This window comes from Corynebacterium oculi (genome assembly GCF_001412105.1).
In the GTDB taxonomy this organism is placed as follows: domain Bacteria; phylum Actinomycetota; class Actinomycetes; order Mycobacteriales; family Mycobacteriaceae; genus Corynebacterium; species Corynebacterium oculi.
On the sequence record NZ_LKST01000004.1, the window covers coordinates 226,349 to 239,103 of the forward strand.

Sequence of the window (12,755 nt, forward strand, 5' to 3'; positions counted from 1 at the left end):
TCTTACTCGTTCTCCTTGTTCTTCGGGGAGGTTTGGGGGGCGTGAAGCCCGCGCATGTGCTCCAGAGGATCGCGGCCCAGTTTCTCGGCCAGGTCATCGAAGATGGACGGCCCGGCGTCCCGGGAACGCAGCACCCTCGTGCCCTGGTAATCGGAGGGTTTCTCCGCCCTATCCCCGATGCCCGGCACCTCGTCGCCGCCCAGGGAACGCGGCTCCACCACGCCCCGAGACTGCGTCCGCGCGCGGGTAGGCAACTCCACCGGCTCCTCCGGGCGGATCACCGCTGGCTTGGCCTGATCCTGCTTGTCGCCCCCCGCCTGCTCCTCCGGGGCCCCTGATTCCTCCGGGGCGGAGGCCGGGGCCGGCATGAGCCGCGAGGGCAAGGCCTCATCCACGCGCAGCGGCGCGGCCGCGCGCGGGGGAAGGGCGTGGGCGGCGTCGGCAAGCCACGTCATCGGGGCCATGATCGCCTCCCAGTCATGGCCGTGCGTGCCGCGATCGAGTTGCGCCAGCACCCAATCGGACTCGCACCACACGGCGCGCACAAAATCTGGCATGGCCTCCAGGGCGGCGCTCACGCGCTCGTCGCTGAAGCGCTCCGCAGCGGACGTATCCGTGCTAAAGCGCAAGAACCCCTCCACCTCGCCGCATTCGTGGAGATCGGAGGAGGCCTCCTCGCCCACGCCCCGGCGGCGGAAATCCACCACCACATCAGAGGCCGCGCCCCGGCGCACCGCCAGGACGGTGGTGGAATCCACATCCGCGAGGGCAAACTCGTGATCCTCGCTCACCCCGGTCACCACGTCATGCGCCGTGGCCCCGGAGGCCGCCGCCCCGCGCCGCCATTCCTCCGCGAGGGAATCATCGGTGCGGGTAAAGCTAAAGCCCGCCTCCTGCGCCCACGCCCGACGCTCGCGGCGGCCCTGTCCCGGCATGGCCAGGCGGCTCGGGGCACGGCGTTCCGAGCGTTCGGGGTGCTCTGGGCGCTCGGTTTCCACCGATCCCTCCTGCCCCACGTCCTCCGGCTCCGCGAGGGGCGCCTCCCCCAACGCACCGGAACGCGAGGCGCGGCCTCGCGCATCAAGCCACCACAGCACGGCGGCAATCACGAGGGCAACGGCGGCGAGCACAAAGATGAGTGTTACGGACACGCCCATTACTCTAATGGCTCGGGTGATCTTCCGCTCCCACGCCCCTACCCCCGAGAAGAAGACGCGACCGATAAAAACGGTAATAACACAGGGTGGGGGCGGGGTACGGGAACCGATTACCTCGGCCCGTACCCCGCCCCCACCCTTTTACTTGGCATCAAATAATAATACCAATATCAATGCCAGCAATATGGCAATGATTCCTTAGACAAGAATGCCCAGGATGAACTTCACCACCTGGCCCAGCACGCCCAGGGCGTCCTCGGTGGAGGAACCCTCGGTCTGCTCGTCGGTGGTCTTGCCCTCGTTGCTGGAGGAGAGCTCGGAGAGGAAGCTGGTGGAGCCCTCACCCTGCTCGTCCTTCTTGACCACGCTGTAGTCCGGGTCAACTTCGGGGGCCTGTTCCGTGGCGGTGGCCACGCTGTAGTCCGGGTCCACGGGCTCCTCAGCGAAAGCGGGGGCAGCCACGACTCCGGTGGCAATCACGGCAGAGGCTGCCGCGGCGGCAAGGTTCTTACGAGAAAACATCGCGTTTCCTTTCTCTACTCGAATGCGATGGACAAGACTGAGTGTAAAACTCCGTCAAGCCCCATTCAATAGCAATCCACTTTCGTACCATAAAGAGTACCTAAAGGGGGACTAATTACCGTTATTTGGTAGTAGAACTCGCACTTAACTCCAAACCGGCGCCGCCTTCCGCCACGTCCACACTCACCCGGTCACCATCCTTGACCGTCCCGGCCAGCAGCTCCTTGGCCAACCGATCGCCAATGGCTTGTTGGATCAACCTGCGCAACGGACGGGCCCCGTAGGCCGGATCGTAACCGCGATCCCCCAGCCAATCGCGGGCGGCGTCGGAAACGTGCAGGCGCAGGCGCCGCTGCTCCAACCGGCGGGCGAGCTGCCCCACCTGAATGTCCACGATGTGCGTGAGCTGCTCGTGGCTGAGAGCGTCAAAGACCACCACGTCATCCAGGCGATTGATGAACTCCGGCTTGAAGGCGTGCTTCACGGCCTCCATCACCTGCTCCCGGCCGCCGCCCGCGCCCAGGTTGGAGGTGAGGATCAAGATGGTGTTGCGGAAGTCCACCGTGCGCCCCTGGCCGTCGGTCAGGCGGCCATCATCGAGCACCTGGAGGAGCACATCAAACACGTCCGGGTGCGCCTTTTCCACCTCGTCGAAGAGCACCACCGTGTACGGGCGACGCCGCACCGCCTCGGTGAGCTGGCCGCCCGCGTCGTAGCCCACGTATCCGGGAGGGGCACCCACCAGGCGGGCCACGGAGTGCTTCTCCCCGTACTCGGACATATCAATGCGCACCATCGCGCGCTCATCATCAAAGAGGAACTCTGCGAGCGCCTTGGCCAACTCCGTCTTGCCCACGCCCGTGGGGCCAAGGAAGAGGAAGGAACCCGTGGGGCGGTTCGGATCGGCTACCCCGGCGCGGGAACGACGCACGGCGTCCGAGACCGCCGTCACGGCCTCGGCCTGCCCCACCACGCGCCTACCCAGCTCGGCCTCCATGTTCAGGAGCTTCTCCGTCTCACCCTGAAGCATCTTGCCCGCGGGGATCCCCGTCCACGCGGATACCACCTCAGCGATCGTATCCGGGGTGACCTCCTCGGTGAGCATGGAGTTATTCGCCCCGTTACTCACCGCCGCCTCGGCGGCCTCCACCGCCTTCTCGGCCGCGGGGATCTTGCCGTAGCGCAGCTCGGAAACCCGCTCGTAATCGCCCTCGCGCTCGGCTATCTCGGACTCTCCGCGCAGCTTCTCCAATTCCTCCTTGGCGGCGCGCACCTCGTCGATGGCACCCTTTTCGTTGTTCCACCGCGCGGTGAGTTCCCCGAGCTTCTCACGCTCGTCGGCAAGCTCTCCGCGCAGCTTCTCCAGGCGTTCCCGGGAGGCGGCGTCCTTCTCCTTTTGCAGGGCCAGCTCCTCGATTTCCAGGCGGCGGACAATGCGCTGCGCCTCATCAATCTCCTGCGGGGAGGAATCAATCTCCATGCGCAGCCGGGAGGCGGCCTCGTCCACGAGGTCAATGGCCTTATCTGGCAGGAAGCGATTGGTGATGTAGCGATCGGACAGCGCAGCCGCCGCCACCAGGGCGGAATCCTGAATCCGCACGCCGTGGTGCACCTCGTAGCGCTCCTTGAGCCCGCGCAGGATACCCACGGCGTCCTCCACCGAGGGCTCGCCCACGTACACCTGCTGGAAGCGGCGCTCCAAGGCGGCGTCCTTTTCGATGTACTTGCGGTATTCATCCAGGGTGGTGGCGCCCACCAGGCGCAGCTCCCCGCGCGCCAGCAGGGGCTTAATCATGTTGCCCGCGTCCATCGCGGACTCCCCACTTGCGCCGGCACCCACGATGGTGTGCAGCTCATCAATGAAGGTAATCACCTGCCCCTCGGACTGCTTAATCTCATCGAGCACCGCCTTGAGGCGCTCCTCGAACTCCCCGCGATACTTTGCGCCCGCCACCAGGGAACCCAGGTCGAGGGACAGCAGCGTCTTGCCCTGAAGGGACTCCGGCACGTCACCCGCCACGATGCGCCGCGCCAGCCCCTCCACGATCGCGGTCTTACCCACGCCGGGTTCACCGATGAGCACCGGGTTATTCTTGGTGCGGCGGCTGAGCACCTGCACCACGCGGCGAATCTCCGCATCGCGCCCGATCACCGGGTCAATCTTGCCTTCTCGCGCCCGCGCGGTGAGATCCGTGGCGTACTTCTCCAACGCCTGAAACTGACCCTCCGGGTCCTGCGAGGTCACCTTGGTGTGCCCACGCACCGAAGGAAACGCCGCCACGATCGCCTCATGCGTGGCCCCCTTGGCCTTGAGCAGGTCGGCCGCATCCGAGGAACCGGCGGCGATCCCGGCCAGCAGCACCTCCGTGGACACGTACTCATCGCCCAACTCGCCAGCCAATTCCTGCGCCGCCGTGAGCGCATTCAAGGAATCGCGGTTAAAGTTCGGGTTCGCCATGTTCGTACCCTGCGCCTTGGGGTAGCCCTCCACTAACTTCTGCCCCTCCGCGCGGATCGCGGCGGGATCCACCCCCACGGCCTGCAACACCGGGGCGGCGATGCCCTCCGGCTGTTCCACGATGGCCGCCAGGAGGTGCGCCGGGCGAATATCCGGGTTCCCCAGGGAGGAGGCCTGCTGCAAAGCGGCCTGCATGGCCTCGCTGGTCTTGGTGGTGGGGTTAAACGAGTTCATTGTTTCCTCTTTCTCTAGCGTTCTTCCTCGCCCGACAGGGCCTGGGCCGTTGCGGTTTGCTTTACGACGCCACGGCTTCCACACCGAGCGTTTGCACGCCCCACGTACTGCCAAGCTTTTCTCTCACTACCCCCTCCAACGCACCAAGAGTTGAGTTTGTTCCACTCAAGGAGAAAAAAGTTGCGCGAGGTGAACGCAAGTGCCGCGAATGAGATACCGACGAAACAACGATCGACACCGCAAGAAGATGCCCCCCCCCCCGCCTTTCCCGCCACACGGAACCGAAGCACAGGCCACTCCGTTACCACAGCCAAAGAAACAACAAAAGCAGCAGCGAGAAAATCTGAAAATCACCCCCATCATACCCCCAAGTTGTTGAAACAACTCCGCAACAACTTTTCAACAACTCCCCGCACTCATCACTCTATCCATGCAGGTCAGAGCGATAAAAAGTTGTTGTAAAGTTGTTGCGGAGTTGTTTCGCGCCCCCGATTCCGCCCCGGAGGGCGTCGATACGCACCCCCTTCCTAGTGCTTCACCTCCACGTTCCGCCCCGGCACCCAGCGCAGCACCACCGCCATCCCGAGTATCACCACGGACAATAGGGTGGCGATCCACCCCAGCCCCATGGTCCACCCGGTGAGCACGGCGATCGGCGCGATCACCGTCATGCCGATCTCAAAGGGGGCAAAGCCCACGTAGGCCACTCCATACTCGTTCAGCGTGCCGGACTTCAGCTTGGGATCCACCATCTTGAGCAGCGCAATGCCCGTGGCCACCGCCGCGGTGGCCCAGCCCCAGCCGAAGATCGCGCGTTCCAGCCACTTCTTGCCAAAGAACGTGGGCGCCACCAGTAAGAAGAACACCAGGCAGTAGATCGTACCGAGCACGAACATCACCACCAGCGGCACCCAGTAGTCTGCCACCACGGCGGGCACGATGGCCGCGATGCCAAAGGCGATGAGGTAGTCCGTGGCCGCGCCGGAGAGGGAGTTGATGGTGTCTCGATCCACGTAGTTGGGCTTTCCCAGGAGGTTGAGGATCAGTTTGCCCACGATGCCCACGGCAAAGGACATGATGAACAGGGGGATAGAGACCTCGGGAAACACCCCCTTAATCGCCTCATTAATCAGGTAGGCAAACATCACGGTGAGGGCGAGCATGCCCACGTGGAGGGCCACCGGCTCGATGGAGGAGGGGTTCGTGGTGGCCTTGCCGATGGAGGGGCGGGAGGATTCCTCGTCGATATATCCCGAGCGCATGTCCCAGGGGAGTTGCTTGGGCATCTCCGAGGTGCGGCCGGTGCGGATTCCCCAGTTGGCAAAGATCACGCCGCCCACGATGGCCGCGAGGGTACCCACCGTGGCGGAAGTGAAGCCCAGGGTGCTCGCGGCCGTCGCCCCCGTGGCCTCCAGGGAGGAACCCACGGCGGCCGCGGTGCCGAAGCCGCCGACGAATCCCACGGGCAGCATCATGCCGAACCAATCCTCGGTGCCCCATACCGGCTCGAAGAGGAACATGCCGAGGAGAATGAACAGCCCCCACTGCCCCACGAACATGCCGGTGGAATAGGACCACATGGTGCGCGCGCCGGAACGCACGGAGCGGTCAAACTGCATGGAGTAAGGCATGCAGGCAAAGACCACGGCGATGAGCAGGGTGGTGTACGCGCCCATCTGATCGGAGAAGCCGATCCAGCCGAGTCCCCCCGGCCCCAGCAGCAACCCCAGCAGGCCTGCGGTGATGGGGGCGGGAAGCAGCAGCGCCTGGAATACCGGCACCTTGCGGCGCAAGACGTTGCCTATCACCATCAGGACGGAGATCCATCCGACATCAACAAGCAGGGAAAAAGGGGTGTATTCCACAGCGTCTCCTTCATGCGACGTACGTGACCGGCTCATCTTAACGGTTCAGGCACGTTTCTCCACCCCTGCGTGGAAGAATGGGGGTGATGAACGCACCCCTGCACACCCTTGTGATCGGCGCCGGGCAGGCTGGTCTGGCTTGCGCCCATGAATTAGTCCATCGGAGCTTGGTGCCGGGGCGGGATTTTGTGGTGGTGGACGCCAATCCCGGCCCGGGCGGTGCCTGGCAGCACCGCTGGGATTCCTTGACCCTCGGGCGCGCTCACGGCATCGCCGATCTTCCCGGGCTGCCCATGAGCCGCCCCGATCCCACCGTGCCCGCCTCCCGGGTGGTGGCGGATTATTACGGGAAGTATGAGCAATACCTGGGCCTGGCGGTGATCCGCCCGGCGCGGGTGGTCGAGGTGGCGTCGGTCAGCAAGACCGGCCCGCTGCGGATCACGGCGAGCGATGCCCGCACCTGGCACGCGCGCACGGTGGTCAACGCCACCGGCACGTGGGACCAGCCCTTTATTCCTTATATTCCCGGCGCGGCTTCTTTTCTCGGGACGCAGTTGCACACGGTGCGCTACCGCCGCGCCGAGGATTTTCGCGGCAAGCGCACCCTAGTGGTGGGGGAGGGCTTTCCGCGGTGCAGTTCTTGCTGGAACTCTCCGCCGTCACGGAAACCCTCTGGTCCACGCGGCGTCCGCCCAATTTTACGGATCGGCCTTTCGATCAAGCCTGGGGGCACGAGGTGGAACGCGCGGTGCGGGAACGCACCCACGCGGGTAAGTCCCCGGCCTCCGTGGTGCGCACCACGGGGATTCCGTTGTGGCCCGAGTACGTGGAGGCGGTGGCGGCGGGGGTTCTTGTTTCTCGCGGGCGCGTGGATAGCGTGACTCCGCACGGGGTGCGCTTCGGTGCTGCGCCCCCGCCGAGGACGCAGGGCTTGGGGCCGTCGCAAAGCGACGCCCTGGTGCTGCCGGAAAGTTGGCAGCCCTGGGAGGCCGGGCACGAGGAACCTGTGGACGCTATTTTCTGGAACACCGGTTTCCGCGCGGCGCTGCGGCACCTGGCGCCTCTGCGTCTCCACAGCGCGGCGGGCATCGAGATGGTGGATGAGGTGAGTCCCCGGCGTGAGCCTCGTTTGTTCCTGGTGGGTTATGCCTCCTCCGCCTCTACCGTGGGGGCCACGCGGGCGGGGAGATTGGCCGGGCGCAAGGCCGCGCAGTACCGCTAAAATTACCCCCGCTGCGGCTACCGGAAAACAGTCCGTTTTGCCTGGTTTCCTCCGCTTTTCTTACCCCGCGTAGACGAAGGTACACACCCGTACGGTGGCCTTTGGTACGGGTTGCCCTCTACAAACTCCCCCGTGGGCCTTAGTATAGGTGTCATGCCCGCCGCCACGCTCGCTGAGATTGCCCACCTGATCCGGGATCACCCCGGCACTTTCCGCGATGCCACACACGGTCGTTTCTATGTGGATCACCTGGAGGCACACGCTGTATTTCCCCTCAAGATGAGCAAGTCTCACCTTGATTTGGCCCCGGCGGTGGCGTGGGTCTTAGAGAACAGCACCCCCACCGCGCTCTCCCCTGACGCCCTGCTCCGCGTGCAGCAGATGGGTTTGGATCATCGCCGCCACGGTTTCCCCGCTATTGCCTATGCTTCTTTCGCCCAGGCGCTCAAATTTGGTCTACGCGAGGTGCTGCGCGTGTCCAACGAGCAGTACACGGTGGCAGCCCAGCAGGCGGAGCACCTCATCGAGGGACTGTGCGTGGAGATGGCCGCCGTGGCCCTGAACGCGGATGAGCAGGGCGTGCCCCCGGCCTACTCCGGTGAGGTCATCGACGTACAGCGGATGAGCAGGCGGATCAGCGTGGTCACCCTGGATACCGGCCTGGCCATTCCGTTTAACCCCGGCCAGCATGTGCTCACCTCCACCGCCATGCTGCCGGGGATCTGGCTTCCCATGTCTCCGGCCACTCCCCCCTCGGAGTTCGGCCAGGTGGAGTTTCACGTGCTGGGCGAGGACGATACCTCCGCGCAGCGCCTGGCTAAGTCCAAGGTGGGCGATCACTGGACGTTCGGGCAGCCGACCGGCTCCCTGTCTATCAGCGGTAAGCGCGATGTGCTCCTCATAGCTCACGCCACGGGCTGGGCTCCGCTGCGTTCCCTCCTCTTTGACCTCCTCACCTGGGATCATCAGCCCCAGGTCACGCTCTTCCTCAGCGCGGATTATCCGGGGGAACTCTACGAGTTGCCCCGCCTATGGGCGCTCGCCCGGGCGAGTTCCTGGCTCACCGTGGTGCCCTGCGCCACGGCCCACGAGGACGCCTGGTGGGTTAATTCCAAGGTCACTCTGCCGGACATTTATATCGCAGAGGCCGAGTCCCCCGGTGCCCTCGCCGCCAGCCGAGGCACCTGGAATGACCATGAGATTCTCATCGCGGGCCCCGAGGAAAGCACCCAGCACAGCGCCGACGCCCTGCGGGCCTCGGGGGCGCAGCACATTCAGGTGGAGGCTTGGCCACACCGCAGCGAATCCGCACCCCGGTAAAGCAACACGGGTAGGGGTTGCTCAGAGGATGGGGAGCGTGCGCCTGGCCCGCGCAACCTGCTCGGTTTCCACGTCCACCACCAGCAGTTCCTCGCCGTAACCCGCCTCCGCTAGGCGCTCCCCCCAGGGATTGACCAGGGTAGAGTGCCCGATCCCGGTGGGGCCGCTGGCCTGCCCAGCGTTGTCCTCCCCTCCCGGGCGCGCCATTCCCGACGCCGCGACGAACGCCCCCGTATCCAGGGCTCGCGCGGCGGTCAGCGTGCGCCACTGGTGGAGCTTGCCCGGGCCGTCCGCCCAGGAGGCCGGCACCACGATCACCTCCGCTCCCCGGCGGGCAAGGTTCTGGAATAGGCTGGGAAATCGCAGGTCAAAGCAGGTAGCCAGCCCCACCGTCACGGTATCAACGCTCACCAGCACCGGTGTGTTTCCGGGACGCACGGTCTCTGATTCCTTGGTATCAAAGGCGTCATAGGTATGGATCTTGTCGTACCCGCGCGGCGTCCCGCCATCGGCGATCAGGGCGGTGTTCCACACCCGTTGAATCACGTTGGCACCGTTGTCTACGCGATCCGCGGGCCGGAACATTCCCGCCACAATCACCGCGCCCAGCTCCCGCGCGAGGGCGTTGACCCCTGCGGCAAAGGGGCCGTCATAGTCCTGCGCGTGCGTGTCCAGCCGGCCGGTGCCAAAGGCCTGCGAGGTGGCCTCCGGGAAGACCACTAGGCGCGCGCCCCGCTCTACCGCACGCCGAGAATAGGCCTCTACCGTGCGAAGATTCTCCTCCGGGTCACCCGTAGCATGTATTTGAGCTAGTGCGATGCGCATGGCGCCATGCTATGTGGATAATCCCGGTTTATCCACAGGATCACCGCCGCGCACCTTCCCTCACTATCGACGCCGCGCTGTAGTTGAGGGCATGAAAGAGCTACTCCTCACCGATTCCTTCGCCCACCGGCTGCGCCGCGCCAGCACGCATCACCCCAAGGCAGCCCCACGCATGGCGGGAACCTCCCTTACCGCCTCCGCGTTGCACGCCGCCGGAGCCTCCTGGGAACACACCCTGGCACGCGCCGCGCACGACCGCACGGCACTCCTGACAGACCTCTCTCTTTTCTATGCCCGCGCCCAGCAGGTCGATCACAGCCTCGCCCATAGCCTCGATTAAGGAATACGCCCCATGCTCGCCTCCCCACTACGCTCTGCCGACCTCGACCACGCGGCCCAAGAAACCATGCTGTTGGCTCGTCACGCCCGCGAGGCCTCCGCCCGCGAAAGAGCAGATAATATCGCCCTGCGTCACGCTGGTATCCGAGGTGCGGTAGTCCGCGGGGCTCGATCGTCTCGATGCCACCACCGCCCCCTGGGCGGCCGAGGCCACCCGCATGGAGCAGGTGGCTGGGGTACTGGCCCGCGCGAGTGCTCTGTATAAGGATGTGGAGCGCGTAGCCGAACGGTTGTTGAGGCTCAGCGATGATTCTTTCCTCCTCGCCCAGCTCGGCCGCGCCGTGGCCGCCCTGGGCGCCGCGCTCGATTGGCACTGCGCCCGCGAAATCACCCGGCTGTGCACCCCGGTAGCGGCCCCACCCCTCCACCGGCTGGGGGCCATGTCCGAGCTTTCCCTCGACGCTATCCATGAGGCCGTTCTTCTCTCGGCTCCCCAGTGGCGCGATCTGGCCCAGCGCTACCCGGAGGCACGCTTTGTGGAGGCGGGCGAGGATACCGTGGCGGTGGTCTTCGGTGATCTGGATTCCGCTCATAGCGTGACCACCTTTGTGGCCGGGGTGGGTTCCTCCGATGCTTCCTCCTGGCCCACCCACTTAGAGCGTGGGCGCAGCATCGCTCAGGCCACCGGGGGTGCGGCGGTTACCTGGCTGGGTTACCAGGCCCCCTCCGCGCTTCCCCACGCCATCGCCACCGCCCCGGCGCACGCCGGTGCCCGGGAACTCCAGCGATTTCAACGAGACCTCGCCGCCCGCAATCCCACGCAGCGGCGGGTGGTGCTGGGATACAGTTATGGCTCCGTGGTGGTTGGTCGGGCGGCCACCACGGGGCTGCTGGCCGATGCCGTGGTGCTCATGGGATCGCCCGGTGTTCCGTTATCGCACGCCTCCGAGTTCCAGTTGCGGGGATCCGGGCACGGCAGCGTCCACGCCTTGACCGCCAAGGGTGATCTGATTGACCTCACCGCCACCCCGCGCGGCGGAGTGCACGGAGTTGATCCCACCTCGCCGCGTTTCGGCGCACGGGTCTGGCCCACGCACCCCGGGGATCATTCCTCCTACTGGAACGAGCCCCTGGTGTTTCGAGCGCTACGGGAGATCGCGGCGCCCGATTCCCCAGCGGGGCGCGCCCCTACCTCCGCCCGCGCCGAGCGTTCGGAGTCCACATCACCACCGCCGTAGACCTCGGCACGTGGACGAGTTCCCCGCCGCGCGTGGCGGAGTGCTGGCGCATGTGCTCATTCTCTGCCCGCAACTGCGCCACCTCCCCCCTGAGTTCCTCGTTTTCCTTGGTCAGTTCGATGATCGCCTTAATTCCCGCGAGGTTCACGCCGTCTTCCTGGCTGAGCTTTTGAATTCTCCGCAGCATCGCCACATCGGTGCGGGAATACCGGCGGCCACCTCCACTAGTGCGAGCGGGGGTAACCAGGCCCAGGCGATCATAGGTGCGCAGGGTTTGGGCGTGCATGCCCGAGAGTTCCGCCGCCACGGAGATCACAAAGACCTCCTCGGCCGCCTGCCCCTGGGCCGGGGACTGCGGAGGGGTTTGCTGCGCACGAGACATGCTACTTCGCCCCTTCCCAGCCCTCACGGGGGTTAAACCCGGATTCCCGCTCCGCCTGGGCATAGGAGCGCAGAGCGCTCGTGGCGGCGGCATCCAGATTGGTGGGTACCGTGACCTGCACCGTGACCAGCAAGTCGCCCTTCTTGATGCCCCGGCCGCGTACCCGCAGGGTGCGATTGGTGCGCGTACCGGCGGGTACCTTTACCCGCACGGGAGAATCCAAGGTGGGGACGGTGATGGTATCGCCCAATGCGAGTTCCGCGAAGGACACCGGCACCGTGACCTCTAGGTCATCGCCGGAGCGGGTAAACACCGGATCGGGCCGCACGTGCACGGTAACAAAGAGATCGCCGGATGGCTTACCGTTGGGCCCGGCCTCACCCTGACCCGCCAAGCGAACCTTCTGCCCGTCCACCACGCCAGCCGGGATCCGCACCGTGATGGAGCGGGTGCGGTGCACGGTGCCCCGCCCATCGCAGGTGACACACGGATCCTCGATGATCTCCCCCGTGCCACCGCAGGCGGAACAGGGGGCAGAAAATCCAAAGGCGCCGCGATTTTCCGAGGTAAACCCGGAGCCCTGGCACTTCTCACAGGTGGAAGGATTTCCGGATTGAGAGCCCGAGCCGTGACAGGTATTACACGGGGCCTCTCCGCTTAATTGAAGGGGAAGGGTGGTCCCTTTCGCCGCCTCCCGGAATTCCAACGTGATGTCCGTTTCCACGTCTGCTCCCCTGGTCGGCCGAGCTGACTGGCGAGGATTCCCGCCGCGACCAAAGAAGCTACCGAAGATGTCACCAAGACCGCCCTCTGGAGAATAACCTCCGCTTTGTCCAAAGAAGTCTGAGGCCTGGAAGTTCCCCGCCGTCCCGGACGAGCGAAACCCTCCGGTGAAGCCGGTACCTCCCATCCCGCCACCCCGTATCATGGCGCGGAAATCGTCATACTCCTTGCGCTTGTGCTCATCGCCTACCACATCATAAGCCTCGGCGGCCTTTTTAAAGCGTTCCTCGGCCACCTTATCCCCGGGCTTTTTATCCGGGTGATTCTCTCTGGCTATCTTGCGATAGGCTTTTTTAATATCCTCCTGACTCGCGGATGAGGTGACCCCCAGATCTGCGTAATAGTTTTTTTCTGCCCATTCGCGTTCCGCCACTGGGCATCCCTCCTTCCTTATACGTTCTTATAAAAAC

The 12,755-nt window shown here is 65.1% G+C and carries 10 protein-coding genes and 1 pseudogene; 4 read left to right on the forward strand and 7 right to left on the reverse strand.

Annotated features, from left to right (window positions below):
• Positions 1 to 2 precede the first annotated feature (2 nt).
• From Cocul_RS10780 to Cocul_RS10795, 4 genes are all read right to left on the reverse strand, one after another.
• Positions 3 to 1,151 (reverse strand): type III secretion system chaperone family protein, encoded by a 1,149-nt coding sequence (locus Cocul_RS10780; protein WP_211257129.1) that lies wholly within the window; start codon positions 1,149 to 1,151, stop codon positions 3 to 5.
• A 204-nt stretch (positions 1,152 to 1,355) separates the two neighbouring features.
• Positions 1,356 to 1,679 carry a hypothetical protein gene (locus tag Cocul_RS10785; RefSeq protein ID WP_055123293.1) on the reverse strand — a complete coding sequence of 108 codons (324 nt, stop codon included), beginning with the start codon at positions 1,677 to 1,679 and terminating at the stop codon, positions 1,356 to 1,358.
• Between the two features lie 121 nt (positions 1,680 to 1,800).
• Positions 1,801 to 4,371, reverse strand: coding sequence for an ATP-dependent chaperone ClpB (clpB, locus tag Cocul_RS10790; protein ID WP_055123294.1), 2,571 nt, complete (start codon positions 4,369 to 4,371; stop codon positions 1,801 to 1,803).
• Between the two features lie 527 nt (positions 4,372 to 4,898).
• A complete protein-coding gene (locus Cocul_RS10795; protein ID WP_055123295.1) occupies positions 4,899 to 6,236 on the reverse strand; it encodes a sodium/glutamate symporter in 1,338 nt (445 codons plus the stop codon).
• Between the two features lie 86 nt (positions 6,237 to 6,322).
• On the opposite strand from Cocul_RS10795, the pseudogene Cocul_RS10800 reads away from it, so the two are divergent.
• A pseudogene (locus tag Cocul_RS10800) lies at positions 6,323 to 7,458 on the forward strand (NAD(P)-binding domain-containing protein).
• Between the two features lie 153 nt (positions 7,459 to 7,611).
• The gene (locus Cocul_RS10805) at positions 7,612 to 8,778 is read left to right on the forward strand and encodes a hypothetical protein (RefSeq protein ID WP_055123296.1); all 1,167 of its coding nucleotides are present in this window, start codon (positions 7,612 to 7,614) and stop codon (positions 8,776 to 8,778) included.
• A gap of 21 nt (positions 8,779 to 8,799) precedes the next feature.
• Here the strand turns inward: Cocul_RS10805 and Cocul_RS10810 are convergent, their stop codons facing one another.
• Entirely contained in the window at positions 8,800 to 9,603 is an 804-nt protein-coding gene (locus tag Cocul_RS10810) for a carbon-nitrogen hydrolase family protein (RefSeq protein ID WP_055123297.1), read from the reverse strand.
• Between the two features lie 91 nt (positions 9,604 to 9,694).
• Here Cocul_RS10810 and Cocul_RS10815 point away from each other — a divergent pair, with 91 nt between their 5' ends.
• Positions 9,695 to 9,943, forward strand: coding sequence for a hypothetical protein (locus Cocul_RS10815; RefSeq protein WP_055123298.1), 249 nt, complete (start codon positions 9,695 to 9,697; stop codon positions 9,941 to 9,943).
• Positions 9,944 to 10,160: 217 nt separating this feature from the next.
• Positions 10,161 to 11,180, forward strand: coding sequence for an alpha/beta hydrolase (locus Cocul_RS10820; protein ID WP_055123299.1), 1,020 nt, complete (start codon positions 10,161 to 10,163; stop codon positions 11,178 to 11,180).
• On the opposite strand, the gene Cocul_RS10825 is transcribed toward Cocul_RS10820, so the two are convergent.
• Together Cocul_RS10825 and dnaJ are read right to left on the reverse strand one after the other, a co-directional pair.
• Positions 11,131 to 11,562: a heat shock protein transcriptional repressor HspR gene (locus tag Cocul_RS10825; protein ID WP_055123300.1), complete on the reverse strand. Its 432-nt coding sequence runs from the start codon at positions 11,560 to 11,562 to the stop codon at positions 11,131 to 11,133. The two genes, Cocul_RS10820 and Cocul_RS10825, sit on opposite strands and share 50 nt — an antisense overlap.
• Position 11,563: 1 nt before the next feature.
• Positions 11,564 to 12,718, reverse strand: coding sequence for a molecular chaperone DnaJ (dnaJ, locus tag Cocul_RS10830; RefSeq protein ID WP_055123301.1), 1,155 nt, complete (start codon positions 12,716 to 12,718; stop codon positions 11,564 to 11,566).
• Positions 12,719 to 12,755: the final 37 nt, after the last annotated feature.

What these genes read in the sequence shown, in the direction of transcription:
- Cocul_RS10785 (WP_055123293.1), bottom strand. Translation starts at nt 1,679, where the DNA reads ATGTTTTCTCGTAAGAACCTTGCCGCCGCGGCAGCCTCTGCCGTGATT.
- clpB (WP_055123294.1), bottom strand. Translation starts at nt 4,371, where the DNA reads ATGAACTCGTTTAACCCCACCACCAAGACCAGCGAGGCCATGCAGGCC.
- Cocul_RS10805 (WP_055123296.1), top strand. Translation starts at nt 7,612, where the DNA reads ATGCCCGCCGCCACGCTCGCTGAGATTGCCCACCTGATCCGGGATCAC.
- Cocul_RS10810 (WP_055123297.1), bottom strand. Translation starts at nt 9,603, where the DNA reads ATGCGCATCGCACTAGCTCAAATACATGCTACGGGTGACCCGGAGGAG.
- Cocul_RS10815 (WP_055123298.1), top strand. Translation starts at nt 9,695, where the DNA reads ATGAAAGAGCTACTCCTCACCGATTCCTTCGCCCACCGGCTGCGCCGC.
- Cocul_RS10820 (WP_055123299.1), top strand. Translation starts at nt 10,161, where the DNA reads ATGGAGCAGGTGGCTGGGGTACTGGCCCGCGCGAGTGCTCTGTATAAG.
- Cocul_RS10825 (WP_055123300.1), bottom strand. Translation starts at nt 11,562, where the DNA reads ATGTCTCGTGCGCAGCAAACCCCTCCGCAGTCCCCGGCCCAGGGGCAG.